Here is a 17,444-nt window from a genome sequence, read left to right as displayed (position 1 = left end):
CGGAGCCCCTGGGGTCAGTCCTGGTCTTGGGCGTACTGAGCTGCGTACCAGCTGGAGTCAATGGCGGGGTTGCGCAGGGTTCCCCAGAATTGGCTGTCAGGTATCGGTGGCAGTGACGGTCTGCCCAGGTCTGCATGCAGATCCGCACGCCAGTCGACAGCAAGACGACCCCGGATCCCCGCGCTCTCGTACACGGACCTGTAGGGCGAGCCCCAGATCCCGTGTGCCATTTTCTCCGCGGCCCATCTGCGAGTGGTGTCTCGGTGGGCATTCGCCTGCACGAGCACTGCGCGCAGTCGCAGGGCCAGCGGGCTGGTCTGGTCCGGCCGTGACGGGACCTCACCCCGCTCCAACGCGTCCAGGGCCGACTTGACCTCCGGGTACTTGTTCAGGCCCGTTTCGACCGCCAGTCTGCGCAACTGCTTGCGAGCGGCCTCGGCCACCCGCTCCCGCGGCAGGACCGCGAGCAGTGCGCCGAGTTCCTCCAGCCCGTCCAGGCAGCTCGCGTGGAGGAGGTCGGTGGGATGGCAGGAGAGGTCCAGCTCCGGTAGCTGCTCATCCGGTGCGGGAAGAGGATCGTCCGCACTGCCCCACTCCGGGTGGGCAGACATGGCCCACTCCCAGATCAGCCGGCCGTTGAACGTGACGACACCGGCATCCCGGCCGTGTTCGAGCTGACCAGCCAGCTCTGCCAGGTACCTGCCCAGTGAGTCGGCCTTCCCGAAACTGGTGCCGGTCTCGTCGAAGAACCGTCCGATCGCGCCGAAGGAGCCCCGCCCAGTACGGCAATCGGTCATGAGACCGTCCGACGTCGCCCCATAGGAACCGAACTTCACGTAGTCGTGATGCCAGTAGTACTCGGCCTCCTCCTCGTCGAGGTCATCGGCGACACTGCGCATGAACCCGGTGTCCTCAAGGATTTCACTCACTCCGAGTAGCCGGTCCTGCGTGCTGAACCGGAAAGCCCCTGGTCCGTCCAGTGCCCCGTTGTGCCGGAGCAGCGAAGCGACCAGGTCCGGAGGAAAGGTGATGCCCAGTTCCTCCTGTGCTGCCGCGATCTCCTCATTTCCTGCGGGCGGCCGGAGCGTGGCGAAAGTGCGAGGCGCGTGCTTGCGCAGCCACGCGTCGATGCGGTTCCAGGAATCCTGGACCAGGTCTGCTGTCATGGGACTGACCCTAGAGTCAGCCACCGACATCGATGCTGATACTCGGGTCCAGCTCGACCGTCGCTCACTGTCCTTGACCGCCGCGTCTGAGTTCGGTTCGGCACCGTCAAGACCCATGTGGTCGCCATCTTCGCCAGGACCGACACCACCAGCCGCGTCCAGGCGGCCGTTCTCGCTCACCGCACCGGTCTCGTCCACTGATCCGGCTTTCATACTGCTCTCTCGGGCACTCCCCGAGTCATCCGCCCCTTCCTCTGCGCTCCGGCGCGCCGGAAGGGGCTCCGTCCTTCGACAGAGGCACCGGTCGTCCTGGAGAGGGAAACGAACCACCACTCCCCCTGATCTCCCCTGTCCGGCGACAGAGGAGAAACCACCGCCTGAGGACGATGTTTTCGCAGGTCAGGCGAGGTGATGATGGTAAACGTCCCCGGCCGGCATCCTGAATGCCCAGTGGTCTCCCCCGACGGGGGAAGCCCCGGGCCCACCCGGTCGCCTTCTTCTCACCCCCTGTGCCGGAGTGTGTCCATGTCGCCGATGCCCTTCCCCCACCACGCCCCGTACGCGGGCTCCTCCGCCCCGCGCCAGTCGTCGGCCCCGTTCGCCGCGAGTACATCCGACCTGTCGAAGGTGTACGGCAGCGGGGACACACAAGTCGTCGCCCTGGACCGGGTGAGCATCTCCTTCGAAGAGGGCGAGTTCACCGCGATCATGGGCCCCTCGGGCTCGGGCAAGTCGACCCTGATGCACTGTGTCGCCGGCCTGGACTCGGCGTCCTCGGGTTCGGTGCGAATCGGCACCACCGAGCTGAGCCGCCTGAACGACCGGCAGCTCACCGAACTGCGCCGGGACCGGGTCGGGTTCATCTTCCAGGCGTTCAACCTGTTGCCCACCCTGACGGCGGTGGAGAACATCACCCTCCCCACGGACATCGCCGGCCGCGAAATCGACCGGCAGTGGCTGGAGACGGTCGTGAACATGGTGGGCCTGTCCGGTCGCCTCGACCACCGCCCCAGCCAGCTCTCCGGCGGCCAGCAGCAGCGTGTGGCCGTGGCCCGGGCCCTGGCCTCCCGGCCCGCGATCGTCTTCGGTGACGAGCCCACCGGAAACCTCGACTCCCGGGCCGGTGCCGAGGTCCTGGGCTTCCTGCGGGAATCGGTGCGGCAACTCGGACAGACGGTGGTGATGGTGACGCACGACCCGGTGGCCGCCGGCTACGCGGACCGGGTCGTCTTCCTCACCGACGGCCGGCTCGTGGACGAGATGCGACAGCCCGCCCCGGACCGGGTCCTGGACCGCATGAAGGAATTCGACGCCCGGGGCCGCACCAGCTGACCGGGACGTCCCACCGGTGCTCCCGCCCACCGGGCTCCGCTCGCGCCGCACTCCCCCTTCCTCTCACGCCCCGGACACACACCCATGCTGAAGACAGCCCTGCGCAACGTCCTCGCGCACAAAGCCCACCTGGTCATGACCGTGCTCGCGGTCTGCCTCGGCGTCGCCTTCGTCAGCGGCACCCTGGTCTTCGGCGAGACCTCCACCGCCGCCAACCGCGCCGCCGCCTCCGAGAACCTCGCCGACCTCTCCGTCCGCGTCAGCCCCAAGCCCCCCAGGTCCGGGGAGCCCGCGCCCAGGGGCCGGCCCCCGGCGCTCAACGACGCGACCGTCGCCAAGCTCGCCGGTATCGGCGGCGTCGACAGCGTCCGGCCCTCGATCTCCGGCTCCGCCGTACTGAACACGGCCGACGGCAACCCGATGCGCAGCGCGAAGCGCGGCGGCAACCGAGCCGACGCCTGGATCCCCGGACCCGGCGGCAAGGACCCCCGCTTCCCGATCGCCCAGGGCCACATACCGCGCACCGGCGACGAGATCGCCCTGGACGCCGGCACCGCCGCCCGCGGCAAGCACAAGATCGGTGACAAGATCACCCTCGCCACCAACGGCCCCGTCATGCACAAGCGGCTGGTCGGCATCGTCACCACCAAGGACACCCGCGTCAGCTCCGGCACCCTCGTCCTCTTCGACAAGGCCACCGCCCGTGCCATGTTCGGACGGCCCGGCGCCTACTCGTCCATCGACCTGACGGCCAAGCCCGGCACCGGTGACTTCGACCTGGCCGAGCGCGTCACGGACGCGCTCGGCGCCGACCGGGTCGAGACCTCCACCGCGAGTGACCTCGTCGCCCAACAGGACCGCTACGTCGGCGTCCTGGTCCGCGGCAACGAGAAGGTCGCCCTGATCTACGCCGTCGTCGCCCTCTTCATCGGCTCGTTCCTGATCGTCAACACCTTCACCATGCTGGTGGCCCGCCGCAGCCGGGAGATCGCCCTGCTGCGTGCCATCGGCGCCTCCCGCCGCCAGGTGATCCGCTCCCTGCTGGTCGAGGCCGGTTTGGTCGGCCTGCTCTCCTCCGCCCTCGGCTTCGTCCTCGGCCTGGGCCTCGCCGTCGCGATGCCCCACTTGATGGCCACCGACGGGAACGCCGCTCCCACCGGGCCCCTCGTGATCGGGGCCACGCCCATCGCCGCCGCGCTCTTCGTCGGCGTCGGCCTCACCGTGCTCTCCGCCTGGCTGCCCTCCCGCAAGGCGTCCAGGATCGCCCCGGTCGAGGCGCTGCGGGCCGTCCACCGGCCGCCGTCCGCGACCGCCTCCCGCTTCCGGGCCATCGCGGGCGGACTCCTCGCCTTCGGCGGCGCCGCCCTGCTGATCTCCCTCTCGGGGGCGGAGGACGCCTCCGACGAGAACCTCCAGAACGCCCTGCTCGGCGCGTTCGGCCTGATCGTCGGCCTGTTGATGCTGGCCCCGATCCTGGCGGTCCCCATGATCCGGGCCGGCTGCAAGCTCACCACTCGCTTCGGCGTCGCCGGCCGGCTCTCCCGCGAGAACGCCCTGCGCGACCCGCGCCGCACCGCCGCCACCGCCGCCGCCGTCATCGTCAGCACCGCCCTCGTCGCCGGCCTCGCCACCATCGCCCACTCCAGCGCGCAGGCCCTCGACCGCCAGGCCGCCGCCGGCCTCACCGCCGACCACCTGATCACCGCCGACCACATGACCGGCATCGACCAGGCCACCGCCCGTAAGATCGCCGACGCCCCGGGCGTGCGCACTGCGAGCGCCATCGCCGATGGGCGGATCCTCCTCGGCGGCGACAGTCTGAGCGTCACCGGTGTCGATCCCGCCGGTCTCGACAACGTGATGAAGCTCGACTTCGTCTCCGGCTCCCTCAAGGGCCTCAAGGCCGGTGCCATCGCCGTCTCCGAGAGCACCGCCCGCGAACACCACCTCAGGGCCGGCTCCCGGGCCGAGACCACCCCCGGCTTCGGCCGCGACGACATCCGGACCTACACCGTCATCGGCGTCTACCGCGACAACCCCACCGCCGGCCCGGCCATCGGCGACCGCGCAGAAGTCCAGCGCCCGGACGAGAACAGCGAGACCGGCCGGTACTTCACCCGGGTCCTCGTCGCCGCCGGCGAGAACGGCGTCTCCAGGACCAAGCTCCTCGACGCCACCGGCAGGAACCCCCTTCTCACCGTCCAGAGCCGCGACGAGTTCGTCGCCGAGGCGTCCGGTGCCATGGGCATCGTCATCGACCTGATGTACGGCCTGCTCTTCCTCGGCGGCGCCATCTCCGCGCTCGGCATCGCCAACACCCTGGCCATGTCCATCACCGACCGCACCCGCGAGATCGGCGCCCTGCGCTCCATCGGCATGCACCGCGCCGGCATCCGCACGATGATCCGCCTTGAGGCCCTCACCGTCGCCGCCTTCGGCACCGTCCTCGGCGTGGTGAGCGGAACCTTCGGCGCCTGGACCGTCGGTTCCCTCGCCAACGGCTCCATCCAGCAGTACGAGTTCGCCCTCCCCTGGGGAACCCTCCTCGCGGCCTGCGCGCTCTCCCTCGCGGTCGGCATCCTCGCCGCGGCCCTCCCGGCCCGCCGGGCCGCCGGCCTCAGCCCCCTGGAGGCCGTCGCCGAATCCTGACCCCCGAGCCGCTCGACAGCCCCACCCGGTGCCCGCGTCGGGCAGACCCGTCACCGGCCTGCCCGACGCGGGCATCGTGCGTGAAGAGCTGGTTGAGGCCAGTGCGGAGACGGACACACCGGACAAGTGACGGTGACGAGGCGGCGGCGCCGTTCGCCGCTGCCTGTGTTCCTGAGTGTCGCCTTCGGCGGCGGCCCACGCCTTCTCCGCGTCATCAGCCCCTCGGGACGCCGCCGCCCGCTTCTCTCTCCGGTCCAGCGATGTCGCCTTGCAGCTGCTGCTGGACTGGCTGGAGCACCGGCGCCGCCGGTGGCCGCACACCGCGAACCTCCACCTGCTGATCAACGACCGGACCGCCAACACGACGAGCCGGGCCGGCAGTCACTGGATCAGCGCTCCGATGCGGGGACGGGATGCGACCCCGGAGAGGCTCCGCGTCGACCGGCGGCCCGAAGAGACCATGGTCAGAGGCCCCGACCCGCTCCACCTCGCCGGGGTCTTCGGGCTCGACGAGAAGACCGCGATGCGCTACGAGGACTCCGCACGGGCGTTGCCGGAGCAGACCGCCGAACAAATGCCCGTGAGCCGACGGTGACCTTCTGCCATTCTGCTTGCCATGTCCGCACGAAATCGAAGGCTGCCCCGGCACCGTGCCTGGCCACTGACCACCACCGACATCAACGCGTGTCTCGGCCCCTACATGACCCGAGTCACGGACCTGGCATTCCTCACCGGACGTGACAGCGGAACCATCGTCCTGGGAGCGGCATGGGTCGCTCAGAACCCCCGCAACTACGGCCACGGCGTCCACCCGGACATGGTCGGCTTCCGCATTGACGTCCACCCGGTCGATGCCACTGATCGTGCTGCCACCCGCGCTGTTCTACGAGCGCATGCCCTCCCGCAACTCCACGAATGGATCACGCAGGCGATCGCTGCCGACGAGACCTGGCAATTGACTGACCACCAGCACTACTGGCGGCTGACAGACGGCCACCTCGTGCACCGCGACGAGGCGTGAGACCCGCGGGCCGCGGTGGGTGATGTGCCACGCCGCGTTCTCCCGGGTCCAGCCGTGCCAGCCCCCCATCGGCCGGGTCCCGGCCTTCTGCCGCCAGCCGCTCACCGGCCGGCATCCGGTCCCGGGCTGCCCGCACGTCGGCCGTGGTCGCAGCCTGGATCGCCTCGAACAGCGCATCGGGACAGGCGCGTTCAGCGGCCGACCACGGCCCTGTCCGACGTGCACCGCGGTGAAACCCCGTCGGGCCTGCATCGCCGAGCCCAGCCCGGCCGGGTGTTCCTCCTGGACGAGCCGCAGCAATTTCACCACCTGCTGCATCCGCAGATGTGACGTGGTGCCGGACTCCCCGCACCGGGCGGCCAGGTTCGTCCCGAAGGAATCCGGGAACTCCGGGAGCAGGCTCTCCAGGTCCGTGTCGCCCGGCGTGTCCACCGTCCGCGCCAGGCGGGTGACGAACGGCGGTGGGTACCGCGGCCGGCTCGTCGGCGGGGTCCGGTTCGCGTCCCGCACTCGCGCCGGGCTCCTGCGCCGGCCCTCCTGGCACCGTCTGCGCGCCGGCCTCGGCCCGGACGGCATCCTGTGGCTGGGCGAGATCAGACCCCCGCGGACGTCCGGGCGTCCTCGGCGGGTGTCACGGGCGCCGTCGCAGGGTCGCTGCCGTGCCCTCTCGGGGACCCGAACCAGGCCACCGCCACCGCGCCCGACACCGCGAGCACGAACCCGGTGATCGCCGCCCAGGCGAAGCCGGGACGGGAGGCATCGCCGAGCCACAGGACGCCGATGATGCCCGGCAGGACGGTCTCGCCGACGACCAGCGCGGCGGTGGCGCCGTTGACCGAGCCGATCTGCAGGGCGACCGTGTGCAGGTACATGCCGCCGATGCCCGCCACCAGGATCGCGTAGAGCGCCGGGTCGCGGAGCAGCGCTCCCGGGTCGAAGGGGTCGATGCCGTTCAGTACGCGGACCCCGACACCGAGGGCGCCGAAGCCCAGTCCGGACAGCAGGCCGGCCAGGATCGCGGCGCGCGCCCCCAGCAGGCGTACGACCACGGTGCCGCCCACGATCAGGAGCAGTGAGATCCCCAGCAGCCACCAGTGCGTGGAGACGGGGGTGGCGCCGCTGCCCTCCGGGCCCGCCGCCGTCGCCAGCAGCACCAGCGCGGAGCAGACCACGGCAATCGAGGTCCGCTCGGCGCGGTTGAGCCGGATGCCGAGGAGCTTGATGCTCAGCACCGCCGTGATCACCAAGTTGGCGCTGATCACGGTCTGCGACAGGAACAGCGGCAGGAGGCGCGCCGCCAGTGCGCCGAGCCCGAAGCCGACGAAGTCCAGGATGGTCCCGACGATGAACTCCCAGGTCATCGCCGCCTTCGCAGTGGACGACAGGCTCGGGCCACCGTGCTGGGTCACGCTGCCCGCGGCGGCCTCCCGGCGGGCTGACTTCTGTGATCCGACGGCCTGGAGGACGGATCCCGTGCCGTAACAGATCGATGCTGCCACAGCGGTGAGCAGTCCTATGAGCACCGAAAGCTCCGTTCATGTATGGGTCGGTGGGGTTCGGTCCCGTTCCCACTGGCAGACGTGGCTTTCGGCGCGAAAGTTGCTTCCGGCGAACCGGTTGCCGGCTTCTCGGTGGACGGCACCCGGATGAACATCGTGGTGCCCCCCGGCCCCGGCCGGCGCGACGGTGCCCGGCGCGCGCGACGACATCCCTGTCGGCGAAGAGCGAATCCGGGTCGGGAAGCGATCCGGCCCGCACAGGGTGGTCCGGTGCCTGGTCACCGGCGGGCGCGGTCCTCCGCACGTTCGGCCACGCCGACCCGGACGCGATCGCCCGCGATCTCAGCCGACGCCCGCACAGGACCCATGGCCATCGCACTCCGGCAGAGGTCTGCGCCGACCTCTCGAACAGCGGTGACGCGATGACCGCTTGAACTCGCCATCGTTTGCCGACAGACGGCCCGTGCCCTGGCGGTGCGGCCGGGACGGATCACCTTCCGCTGGCGGTGAACACCGGTCCGACCGGGCCCGACGGTCACTACCGTCCAGTTTTATGACGATGATCACAACGCGTACGGTCGAGTATCTTGCCGACGGCCTGACGATGATCGGGCACCTCGCGCTCCCCGGCGGTGTCGGCCACCGGCCCGCGGTCCTGATCGGGCCCGAGGGGCCGGGACTCAGCGATGTCGAGCGCCGCCGGGCCGATGCCCTGGCCGAATTGGGATACGTGGCGCTGGCCTTCGACCTCCATGGCGGGCGCTATCTGGGCGACCCCGAGGAGATGCTGGCCCGTTGCATGCCGCTGCTCGCCGACCCCGACCGGATGCGGGGCATCGGCCACGCGGCGCTCGACGTGTTGCGCGCCGAACCGCGGGCCGACCCCGAACGGATCGCCGCCGTCGGCTACGGCACCGGAGGGGCCATCGGGCTGGAGCTCGGGCGCGCCGGCGTCGGACTGCGCGCGATCGGGACAGTCAACGCACTGACCACGGGCCGGCCGGGCGAGGCGGCGCGCATCCGCTGCCCGGTGTGGGCCGGGGTCGGGTCGGAGGACCCGATCATGCCGCTGGCTCAACGGGACGCGTTCACCGCCGAGATGCAGGCCGCGGGCGTCGACTGGCGCCTCGTGATCTACGGCGGTGCCCTGCACGCCTTCCACCACCCTCCGGTCGACCACATCGTGCGCCCCGGCGTCGGCCACCACCCACTACACGCGCAGCGGGCCTGGCGCGACATCGTCGGCCTGTTGGCCGAGTGCCTGTCCGTACCGGAGTGATCCGGTCAGCTCCTGACGCTCCTGTCCGCCGTCCTCGTCCGGCTCCGGCGCGTCCGGGTCGCGCGGTGGGCGCCGGAGCCGGAACGGTGGTGATGAAGCCGTAACGGCCGGGCACGTCGAGGTTCTCGTGCCTGAGCGGGGAGACCCGGGCCACGTCCTCGTCGCTGATCTCGTGACCTTCGGCGCGGAGCTGGTCGACGGCGGCGTCGACGTACCGCGTAGTCACGACCGGTGCCGGGCGAGCTGGTTGCCGGGCTCGCTCGTACGGGTGACTTCTCCGGCGGCCGGCGAACCGGACGCCGGAGAAGCTCTCGCGCGCGTCCGGGCCGGGAAAGCGGTTCACCGGTTCGTTCCCGAGACGATCACGAACTGCCGGGACGTCCTGCGGTCGGCTCAGCCCGACGGCACCGGTTCCGCGGCGACCACAGACTTCGGCTCTGCCACCGCCTGTGTCCCAGCGGCCATCAGCAGGTGGCAGCGCTGGAGATTCGTATTCCTGTCAGCGTTCCGCCGGTCACGCCGAAACTCGATTTCGGGGGTATGCAGGTCGTGGCGCCATCCGACCAGCGGATATGGGCGACGTCATCATTGCGGGTGTTCTGGACCACCAGTCCCGGTCCGGAGGGTTTGGACGGCAGGTTCTGCCACGTACTGGTGACATCCTGGAACTGGCCGATCTTCACGCCGTTCTTGAAAAGACAGACGTACGGGTAGGCGCAGGTGTCCGCCGCCGTCTTCACCGTGGCCCCGGTCGAAGCCACCGCCGTCGCCTGGGCCGCGACAGACACACCGCCGGCCATGGCCACCGTCATCACCACAGCTCCGAGAGCGCGTACTGCTTTCACTTCGAGCCCCTTCGGTTCATGGACGTTTCACACGTGCGTGGTGCGCTCCGCATCCTCCGGCAGACCGGCACGGCCGCCCAGATCCATACCGGTCAATTACCGAGTGACGCTCAACCCGGCCACCGCGCAGGCCAAGGGGCCACCCGGCCCAGGGACCGGCTGCCCCTCACCGAGATCTTCACGAGTCTTCCGGTGCGGAAGCACTCCGCGCTCCTGGGGACGATGTCGTCGGACAGCCTGAAGGTGATCCGCCCGGCGGGCCCGTCACCGGCGGTGATGTCGAAGCGGAACGTGTTCGACATGGAACCATCTCGGCATCGGCCGTCCGGGGCTTACGGGCGGGAGCGGTTGCGCCACCGGAGCACCCCCGTCATCCGCACACGGAAGAGGGCGGCCCCGGTTGTCCGCAATGCGGAAGGCGATGGTGCGCGTCGTCCGACTGTGGTTACCTGGGCACATGATCGTGCTCGTGACCCGCCGCCACGTGGACTACGCGCGTGTCACGACCATGAGTTGTCCCACCGCCCGCTGACGCGGCCCGTGGTGGCGCCTTCCGCGCCGTTGTCGCACACCCCCGCGTACAGCTCCGAGCGGAGCCCCGTACGCCTGCTCCCCGCACCCCGCCGCTCGCACCGGCACCACCCTGCCCCTCGCCGGGCATCGCACGTGTACCGAGGAGAAGCATGAGCCAGCCGATCGACGCCGTCACCGCCGGCCGCACCCCCGAGGACGAGCCGACCGGTTCCGCCACCCCCGCCTGGTCGTTCGAGACCAAGCAGCTGCACTCCGGCGCCGTCCCCGACCCGACCACCGGCGCCCGCGCGGTCCCGATCTACCAGACCAGCTCGTTCGTCTTCCGCGACACCCAGCACGCGGCCGACCTCTTCTCGCTCGCCGAGCCCGGGAACATCTACACCCGCATCCACAACCCCACCCAGGATGTCTTCGAGCAGCGGATCGCCGCCCTCGAAGGCGGCGTCGCCGCCGTCGCGCTCTCCTCCGGGCAGGCCGCCGAGACCCTCGCGATCCTCAACGTGGCGGGCGCCAACGACCACGTCGTCTCCAGTGCCGCCCTCTACGGCGGCACGTACAACCTCTTCCGGCACACGCTGCGGAAGTTCGGCATCGAGGTGTCCTTCGTCGAGGACCCGGACGACCTCGACGCCTGGCGGGCCGCCATCCGGCCCGACACCAAGGCCCTGTTCGCCGAGACCCTCGGCAACCCGCGCGGCAACGTCCTCGACATCCGTGCGCTCGCCGACATCGCCCACGAGGCCGGCGTGCCGCTGATCGTGGACAACACCATCCCCACCCCCCTACCTGCTGCGCCCCATCGAGCACGGCGCCGACGTCGTCGTCCACTCGGCGACCAAGTTCATCGGCGGCCACGGCACCACCATCGGCGGCGTCGTCGTCGACGCCGGGACCTTCGACTTCGGCGCGCACCCGGAGCGCTTCCCCGACTTCAGCGAGCCCGACCCCAGCTACAACGGCCTGCGCTACTGGCCCGCCCTCGGGCCCGGTGCGTATGCCATCAAGCTGCGCGTCCAGCTGCTGCGCGACCTGGGACCGGCCATCGCGCCGCACTCCGCCTTCCTGCTCCTGCAGGGCGTGGAGACGCTGAGCCTGCGCATGGAACGCCACTCGTCCAACGCCCAGGCGCTGGCGGAGTGGCTGGAGCAGCGCGACGAGGTCGCGGCCGTCCACTACGCCGGACTGCCGTCCAACCGCTGGTACGAGGCCGGGCGCCGCTACCTGCCGCGCGGTGCCGGAGCCGTGTTCTCCTTCGAGCTGCGCGGGGGCGTCGAGGCCGGCAAGCGCTTCGTGGACGCCGTCGAACTCTTCAGCCACCTCGCCAACATCGGTGACGTGCGCAGCCTCATCATCCACCCCGCGTCCACCACCCACAGCCAGCTCGACGACGCGCAGCTCGCCGCCACCGGCACCTCCCCGGGCCTGGTGCGTCTGTCGGTCGGCATCGAGAACCTGGAGGACCTCAAGGCGGACCTGGAGGCGGGCTTCCGCGCTGTGAAGGAGGCGTCCTGAACACCGCGGACCCCACCGTGGAGCACATCACCGGCGGCACCGGCCCGTGGGCGATCCCCCCTCCTGCCACCGGCGCGTGGCAGGAGGGGGATCCGCCGGGACGCCGGCAGTGGTACCACCGTCCGGAGCCTCTGCCGCTGGAGGCGGGCGACCGGCTTCCCGGTGTGCGGCTGGCGTACGAGACCTGGGGGCGGCTCGCGCCCGACCGTTCCAACGCGGTCCTCGTCCTGCACGCGCTCACCGGCGACAGCCATGTCGCCGGACCCGCCGGGCCCGGACACCCCGTTCCCGGTTGGTGGGACGCGCTGATCGGACCGGGCCGGGCGCTCGACACCGACCGCTGGTTCGTGGTGGCACCGAACGTCCTGGGCGGCTGCCAGGGAAGTACGGGCCCGGCCTCCCCCCGCCCCGACGGCCGCCGTTGGGGCGGGGCGTTCCCCCGGCTCACCCAGCGCGACCAGGTGCTGGCCGAGGCCGGGCTCGCCGACGCGCTGGGCATCGAGCGCTGGGCCCTCGTGGCCGGCGGTTCCATGGGCGGGATGCGGGCGGTGGAGTGGGCGGTGTCCCACCCGGAACGCGTCGCGTCGCTGCTGCTGCTGGCCACGACGGGGGTGGCGAGCGCGGACCAGATCGCCTGGGCCACCGCCCAGCTCCACGCGATCCGCGCCGACCCCCACTGGCGGGGCGGCGACTACCACGACGCCGAACCGGGGCAGGGGCCGCACGCGGGCCTCGGCGTCGCCCGCCGCATCGCCCACATCACCTACCGCGGGGCCGAGGAACTCGACGCCCGCTTCGGCAACCACGCCCAGGACGGGGAGGACCCCGGGAACGGCGGCCGCTACCGGATCGAGTCCTATCTCGACCACCACGCCGCCAAACTCGTCCGGCGCTTCGACGCGGCAAGTTACGCCGTGCTGGCCGAGGCGATGAACGCCCACGACATCGGCAGGGGGCGCGGCGGCACGCGCGCCGCCCTCTCCCGGGTGACGGCGCGGACCCTGGTGGCGGGGGTCGACTCCGACCGCCTGTACCCGTTGTCGCAGCAAGAGGCGCTGGCCGCGGGCATCCCCTCGGCCGACCGGGCCAGGGTGATCGCCTCGCCGTACGGCCACGACGGATTCCTCATCGAGACGCCGCAGATCGACGTGCTGGTACGGGAACTCCTGGACGACGTACGGGACACGGCCGCCGTTCAGGCCGGGTGAGCGCCGACGGGTCCACCACCGGCCGGGCGGACGTCGGTGGTGACGACCGGAGGGGCGCTCCGACGGGCCTCGCGCGGCTGCCGGCGGGCTTCGCGGATGTGGCGCACCGTGGCGACCGGGGCGAGTACGAAGCCGTACGCGCTCCGGCCGGCGAACCAGAGCCGGGCCGGCCCACCGGCGCGGGCGACGGCGCCGGGTGAAGACGCGGCGGACCACGTGCTTCCTGGCCCAGCCGTCGATCGTGCGCCCGGCGCGTTCGAGGACGTGGGCGCTGCCCGCCCAGCAGCCGACGACGACCGACCGGCCCCCACCGTCTCGCGCCGGCCCGTCGGGGAGAGCGCGGGCGGTTGCCGGGAGAAGACATCGGCTGGGCGCCTGGGTCGTAGGCGGCCGTGATCCGGCGTCATGACCGGCCGCGGGACGGGCGACAGCGTCGCTGCCGGTGACATCACCGGCCCGGACGCGGATTCCCGGCCCCCGGGGAGTATGCGACCGGAAATCGGCGGTAGCGGAGCGATCCTGGTTTCGGTTCGGTGATGTGCTCGTTTTGCCTGGTCAGCGGGGTCTGCGGTCCGCGGCATGCCTGTTGAGCACCTGTCTGCCGGCCAAGGGAATCCGCTACGGCCGGTTCGCCACGGAACCGTCGCCCGGGGAGCTGGAACAGTTCTTCCGCCGGGACGAGAAGGCTCTGGGCCCGGCATGGGCGAAACGCCGTCCGGCGACGCGGCCGGGGTGGGCGGCGCAGTGGGGCACGGTGCGCGTGCTCGGCACCTTCCCGACCGAGGACCCCACGGCGGTCCCGGCCTCCGTGGTCCGCTTCGTCGCCGGGCAGTTCGGCATCGACGACGAGCACTTCGTCGAGTACGGGACGCGCTCGCAGACGGCGTACGAGCCCGCGTGGGACATCCACGACGAGTACGGCTACCGGGACTTCGCCGCGGGCGAGGAGGAGCTGCGGGAGTTCCCGGCGGCGCGGGTGTGAGCGTCGCTGGAGGGGCCGCGGGCCCTGTTCGACCGGGCGGGTGGTGTGGCTGGTGAACAGCCGAGTGCTGCTGCCCGGCGTGACGTAGAGGCCCTCAGACACGGCGTCTCGGCCTCGGCCGGGCGCGGCCGGATGGGCGGAGGCATGGGCCGGCTCTTCCGCGACGCCGTGTCTGGACGGGCCGGGCCGACGGGCCTGGTGCTGCTGTGACGACTGGTGGCCTCCGATCGACTTGAGTTCGCCCATGGGCGAATGTCTAGCGTCGAATCCATGACAGAAGACAGCTTCAATGGCCGGCTCCGGATCGCCGTGGTGATCGGGAGCCTGCGCAGGCCCAGACTTGCTGACCCGCTTGCCGCTTGGCTGGAGCGCGAGCTCACCGCGATCAGCTGGCTCGACCTCGACATGTTCGACCTTGCCTCGGTCTCGCTGCCGATGCACGAGATGCGGCCGGGCGGAGCGGCCGCATCGCCGATCGCGGGCCGGCTCGCGGACGCCGACGGATTCGTGCTCCTCACTCCGGAGTACAACCACAGCTTCCCGGCGCCGCTGAAGAACGCGATCGACTGGCACTTCACCGAATGGGCCTACAAGCCGGTCGTGTTCGTCGGATACGGCGGTTCAGGCGGCATGCCACGGCGCCTGCCGGCATGCGGGAACTCCGTTCCGCGGACGCTCCGTCGGGACGCATCGGTCGGGACGCGTCCGTCGGCCCGACGGTGTCCGCACACGCGTCGCCGACCGGACCCCAGCCGTTCGGGAGGCACTCCTCGCGCCGGTCGAGCCCGGCGTCCGCGGAGATCCCATGTCGCCGCCGCGCCGCAGCATGCCGCCCGGCACGCCGGTGCACCGCCGCACGCACGCACCCGGCTCTCCCGCGCCGGTGGTCCGCGGTGAAGGTGTCCGGATCCGTGGCTGTTCGATCGAAATCCGGCCAGCCGAGGACGCTGCGCATGGCGTACAGGAGAGCCGTCGAACAGCGCTTGCCGCCATGAGGCGCAGACCTCCAACCCGGAGTGTCTGCCGGGCACGAGTCCTCCCGGTGCACCCCACACGGAAATGAATCAAGTACACAAAGAGGACAACGCCGTCGTTGCGCATCGCAGTTGCGATCTGCGAAGAAGGGGGCGCAAACAGACAATGCAGGCATGGCCGACCAAGGGAGGTGACAACGGGACCCACAGACGCCATCCGTCAACCCCCAAAAAAACGGGGGCATCGCCTTCAGCAACTTCAAGATCGACTGTCGGCCACAGTGGCGTAAAAAAATGTTAAGGTGCCAAAGATTTGCGGACTCAAAGTGTCTGCCTTTTCTGTGAATTCCCCCGGCTCCAGTGTCGAAGCCGTTGCTCCGGACGTCGGAGCTGTTTCCCCGCTGCCTGATGTGCGCGGGGCGAGCCCGCGGGTCCTCGGTCCGCGCACCGGGCGCCGTGACCGCTGCCGGGCTCCACGAGTCGTAAGGAGGTGGCGCGATTGCACGGGGTGGAGACAGCCCAGTTCAGCGCCGTGGTGATCATTGGTCTGCTGGTCCTCTTCTACGGTGGGACCTTTCTCATCTCGACCCGCATCGGCAGGAAGGACGAGAACGCCGACGCATACATGACCGGTGGCAACAACATCGGTTTCGGAATCTCCGCCGCGAGCATGACGGCGACATGGATCTGGGCGTCCTCGATGTACGCGTCCGCGACATCGGGGTACACCTACGGCATATCGGGCCCCATCCACTACGGGCTCTGGGGCGCCCTGATGATCCTCTTCATCTACCCCTTCGGCAAGCGCATCCGCTCCGTCGCCCCGAAGGCGCACACGCTGGCCGAGGTCATGTACGCGCGGCACGGCCGCTCCAGCCAGTTGATGCTCGCCGGCTCCAACGTCGTCGGCAGCCTGATCAGCCTGATGTCGAACTTCATCGCCGGCGGTGTGCTGATCTCGCTGCTGTCGCCGTTCAACTTCACCCAGGGCGTCTTCGCCGTGGCCGCGGGCGTGCTGCTCTACACCCTGTGGTCCGGATTCCGCGCCTCCGTGCTGACCGACTTCATCCAGGTCGTCGCGATGCTCGGGGCGGTGGCCGTGATCGTTCCGGTGATCTTCTTCGCGGCCGGCTTCCCGGCGGCGTTCGAGACCGGCGCGCACAACCTGACTCCGCAGCAGGGCAGTTTCTTCTCCAGCCACGCGTTCATGAACCAGGGCGCCCCCTACATCGCCGCGGTGCTGGCCTACGCCATCGGCAACCAGACCATCGCGCAACGGCTCTTCGCGGTGAAGCAGAGCCTGATCAAGCCGACCTTCGTCACCGCGACCATCGGCTACGGCGCCATGGTGATCGGCGTCGGCATGCTCGGGGTGCTCGCTCTCTACATCGGCTTCGAACCGACCGGCGGCGACCTGAACAACCTCATCCCCGAGATGGCCGCCACCTACCTGTCGCCCGTGCTGCTGGCGGTGTTCTTCATCATGATCGTCGGCGCGCTGTCCTCCACCGCGGACGCCGACCTCTGCGCCCTCTCCTCGATCACGATGACCGACATCTACGGCCAGGCAGTGGCCGGCAGGGCGAAGGCCGACCCCAGGACGATGCTGCTGATCGGACGCATCACGATGGTGCTGGCGACCGCCGCGGCCGTGGCCTTCGCCAGCCTCCGCCTGAACATCCTCGATCTGCTGGTGTTCGTCGGCGCGCTGTGGGGCGCCCTCGTCTTCCCGGTGCTGGCCAGCTTCTACTGGGAGAAGGTCACCAGCAAGGCGTTCACCACCTCGGTGCTCGCGGCGCTCGCGGTGTTCCTGCCGGTCCGTTTCAGCTGGATCCCCACGGACGGCTTCCTCGGCATCGTCGTGGACGTCCTGGCGATCATCGGCATCGGTGTCGTCCTCGGCCTGATGGTGTTCGGCTTCCTGGGCTCCGCAGCGGCGAAGACCGTCGGTGTGCTGGCCGCAGTGGTGTCCGCGCCGTTCGCCCTCGGCTCCCTGCACGAGTACGCGACGCTGTGCGGCTCCCTGGTGGCCTACTCCGTGAGTACCGTCATCTGCTGGGCGATGTCCGTGGGCAGCAAGGACGACTTCGACTTCGCCGTCGTCGCCCAGCGCACCGGTGACTTCGACGACGGTTCCACGCGGACATCCGCCGTCACCGGTGGGGCCGACGGGGCCGATGGCGGGCCCGGTGTCCCGCAGCCGGCGGGGGGCGTCCACGACGATCCCGAGCCCGCTGCGAACAGCAAGTGAAACAGAACCGACAGGAGGCCCCGTGACCATCCTCGCCCTGAGCGCATACGTCCTGATGTGGCCCGCCATCGTGGCCGTCGTCCTGTTCGTGATCAGCCGTGCCTTCTTCCGCGAGTGGGCCGAGGCCCGCCGCAAGGGACAGCGCATGATCTGATCCCGGTGGCCGCGGCCGTCAGATGCCCAACCGCCCCA

Annotated in this window: 14 protein-coding genes and 2 pseudogenes; 11 read left to right on the top strand and 5 right to left on the bottom strand. The window is 70.5% G+C overall.

The annotated features are described in order from the left end of the window. Window positions 1–14 precede the first annotated feature (14 nt). On the bottom strand, window positions 15–1,166 hold the full coding sequence (locus ACF1CT_RS03725; RefSeq protein ID WP_391782099.1) for an SMI1/KNR4 family protein: 1,152 nt from the start codon (window positions 1,164–1,166) through the stop codon (window positions 15–17). Between the two features lie 534 nt (window positions 1,167–1,700). Between ACF1CT_RS03725 and ACF1CT_RS03720 the strand changes: the two genes are divergently transcribed. The 4 genes from ACF1CT_RS03720 to ACF1CT_RS03705 all read left to right on the top strand — a co-directional run bounded on the left by ACF1CT_RS03720 (window position 1,701) and on the right by ACF1CT_RS03705 (window position 6,168). Further along, complete coding sequence (locus tag ACF1CT_RS03720) at window positions 1,701–2,498, top strand: ABC transporter ATP-binding protein (protein WP_391782182.1); 798 nt, start codon at window positions 1,701–1,703, stop codon at window positions 2,496–2,498. Window positions 2,499–2,582: 84 nt separating this feature from the next. Next, a complete protein-coding gene (locus ACF1CT_RS03715; RefSeq protein WP_391782098.1) occupies window positions 2,583–5,147 on the top strand; it encodes an ABC transporter permease in 2,565 nt (854 codons plus the stop codon). 268 nt (window positions 5,148–5,415) lie between these two features. Continuing rightward, on the top strand, window positions 5,416–5,742 hold the full coding sequence (locus ACF1CT_RS03710) for a hypothetical protein (RefSeq protein ID WP_391782097.1): 327 nt from the start codon (window positions 5,416–5,418) through the stop codon (window positions 5,740–5,742). A 21-nt stretch (window positions 5,743–5,763) separates the two neighbouring features. Beyond that, window positions 5,764–6,168 carry a hypothetical protein gene (locus tag ACF1CT_RS03705; RefSeq protein ID WP_391782096.1) on the top strand — a complete coding sequence of 135 codons (405 nt, stop codon included), beginning with the start codon at window positions 5,764–5,766 and terminating at the stop codon, window positions 6,166–6,168. Between the two features lie 593 nt (window positions 6,169–6,761). Here ACF1CT_RS03705 and ACF1CT_RS03700 read toward each other — a convergent pair. Further along, window positions 6,762–7,691, bottom strand: coding sequence for a hypothetical protein (locus ACF1CT_RS03700; RefSeq protein WP_391782095.1), 930 nt, complete (start codon window positions 7,689–7,691; stop codon window positions 6,762–6,764). A 529-nt stretch (window positions 7,692–8,220) separates the two neighbouring features. On the opposite strand from ACF1CT_RS03700, the gene ACF1CT_RS03695 reads away from it, so the two are divergent. Then, on the top strand, window positions 8,221–8,946 hold the full coding sequence (locus ACF1CT_RS03695; RefSeq protein WP_391782094.1) for a dienelactone hydrolase family protein: 726 nt from the start codon (window positions 8,221–8,223) through the stop codon (window positions 8,944–8,946). Between the two features lie 18 nt (window positions 8,947–8,964). On the opposite strand, the pseudogene ACF1CT_RS03690 reads toward ACF1CT_RS03695, so the two are convergent. The 3 genes and pseudogenes from ACF1CT_RS03690 to ACF1CT_RS03680 form a co-directional block, all read right to left on the bottom strand. Then, a pseudogene (locus ACF1CT_RS03690) lies at window positions 8,965–9,169 on the bottom strand (Tn3 family transposase); the annotation flags it as partial. 241 nt (window positions 9,170–9,410) lie between these two features. Next, complete coding sequence (locus ACF1CT_RS03685) at window positions 9,411–9,746, bottom strand: hypothetical protein (RefSeq protein WP_391782181.1); 336 nt, start codon at window positions 9,744–9,746, stop codon at window positions 9,411–9,413. 155 nt (window positions 9,747–9,901) lie between these two features. Beyond that, entirely contained in the window at window positions 9,902–10,093 is a 192-nt protein-coding gene (locus tag ACF1CT_RS03680) for a hypothetical protein (protein ID WP_391782093.1), read from the bottom strand. A 381-nt stretch (window positions 10,094–10,474) separates the two neighbouring features. Between ACF1CT_RS03680 and ACF1CT_RS03675 the strand changes: the two are divergent. The 6 genes and pseudogenes from ACF1CT_RS03675 (at window position 10,475) to ACF1CT_RS03650 (ending at window position 17,406) form a co-directional block, all read left to right on the top strand. Then, window positions 10,475–11,837 (top strand): annotated as a pseudogene (locus ACF1CT_RS03675) (bifunctional o-acetylhomoserine/o-acetylserine sulfhydrylase). Between the two features lie 26 nt (window positions 11,838–11,863). Further along, window positions 11,864–13,045: a homoserine O-acetyltransferase gene (locus ACF1CT_RS03670; RefSeq protein ID WP_391782180.1), complete on the top strand. Its 1,182-nt coding sequence runs from the start codon at window positions 11,864–11,866 to the stop codon at window positions 13,043–13,045. A 586-nt stretch (window positions 13,046–13,631) separates the two neighbouring features. Next, window positions 13,632–14,027 (top strand): DUF4158 domain-containing protein, encoded by a 396-nt coding sequence (locus tag ACF1CT_RS03665; RefSeq protein ID WP_391782092.1) that lies wholly within the window; start codon window positions 13,632–13,634, stop codon window positions 14,025–14,027. Window positions 14,028–14,297: 270 nt separating this feature from the next. Next, on the top strand, window positions 14,298–14,924 hold the full coding sequence (locus tag ACF1CT_RS03660) for an NADPH-dependent FMN reductase (RefSeq protein WP_391782091.1): 627 nt from the start codon (window positions 14,298–14,300) through the stop codon (window positions 14,922–14,924). Between the two features lie 567 nt (window positions 14,925–15,491). Next, a complete protein-coding gene (locus ACF1CT_RS03655) occupies window positions 15,492–17,252 on the top strand; it encodes a sodium:solute symporter family protein (RefSeq protein ID WP_391782090.1) in 1,761 nt (586 codons plus the stop codon). Window positions 17,253–17,274: 22 nt separating this feature from the next. After that, complete coding sequence (locus tag ACF1CT_RS03650) at window positions 17,275–17,406, top strand: putative transporter small subunit (RefSeq protein ID WP_391782089.1); 132 nt, start codon at window positions 17,275–17,277, stop codon at window positions 17,404–17,406. The last annotated feature ends 38 nt before the right edge of the window (window positions 17,407–17,444 follow it).

The sequence above is a fragment of the Streptomyces sp. NPDC014734 genome (assembly GCF_043083325.1).
In the GTDB taxonomy this organism is placed as follows: Bacteria; Actinomycetota; Actinomycetes; order Streptomycetales; family Streptomycetaceae; genus Streptomyces.
Note: the sequence above shows the minus strand (reverse complement) of the source record. Positions and strands in the feature narration are given on the sequence as shown.

Coding starts and splice junctions, on each gene's coding strand:
- ACF1CT_RS03725 (WP_391782099.1), bottom strand. CDS start 1,166: ATGACAGCAGACCTGGTCCAGGATTCCTGGAACCGCATCGACGCGTGG.
- ACF1CT_RS03720 (WP_391782182.1), top strand. CDS start 1,701: ATGCCCTTCCCCCACCACGCCCCGTACGCGGGCTCCTCCGCCCCGCGC.
- ACF1CT_RS03715 (WP_391782098.1), top strand. CDS start 2,583: ATGCTGAAGACAGCCCTGCGCAACGTCCTCGCGCACAAAGCCCACCTG.
- ACF1CT_RS03705 (WP_391782096.1), top strand. CDS start 5,764: ATGTCCGCACGAAATCGAAGGCTGCCCCGGCACCGTGCCTGGCCACTG.
- ACF1CT_RS03695 (WP_391782094.1), top strand. CDS start 8,221: ATGACGATGATCACAACGCGTACGGTCGAGTATCTTGCCGACGGCCTG.
- ACF1CT_RS03685 (WP_391782181.1), bottom strand. CDS start 9,746: ATGGCCGGCGGTGTGTCTGTCGCGGCCCAGGCGACGGCGGTGGCTTCG.
- ACF1CT_RS03680 (WP_391782093.1), bottom strand. CDS start 10,093: ATGTCGAACACGTTCCGCTTCGACATCACCGCCGGTGACGGGCCCGCC.
- ACF1CT_RS03660 (WP_391782091.1), top strand. CDS start 14,298: ATGACAGAAGACAGCTTCAATGGCCGGCTCCGGATCGCCGTGGTGATC.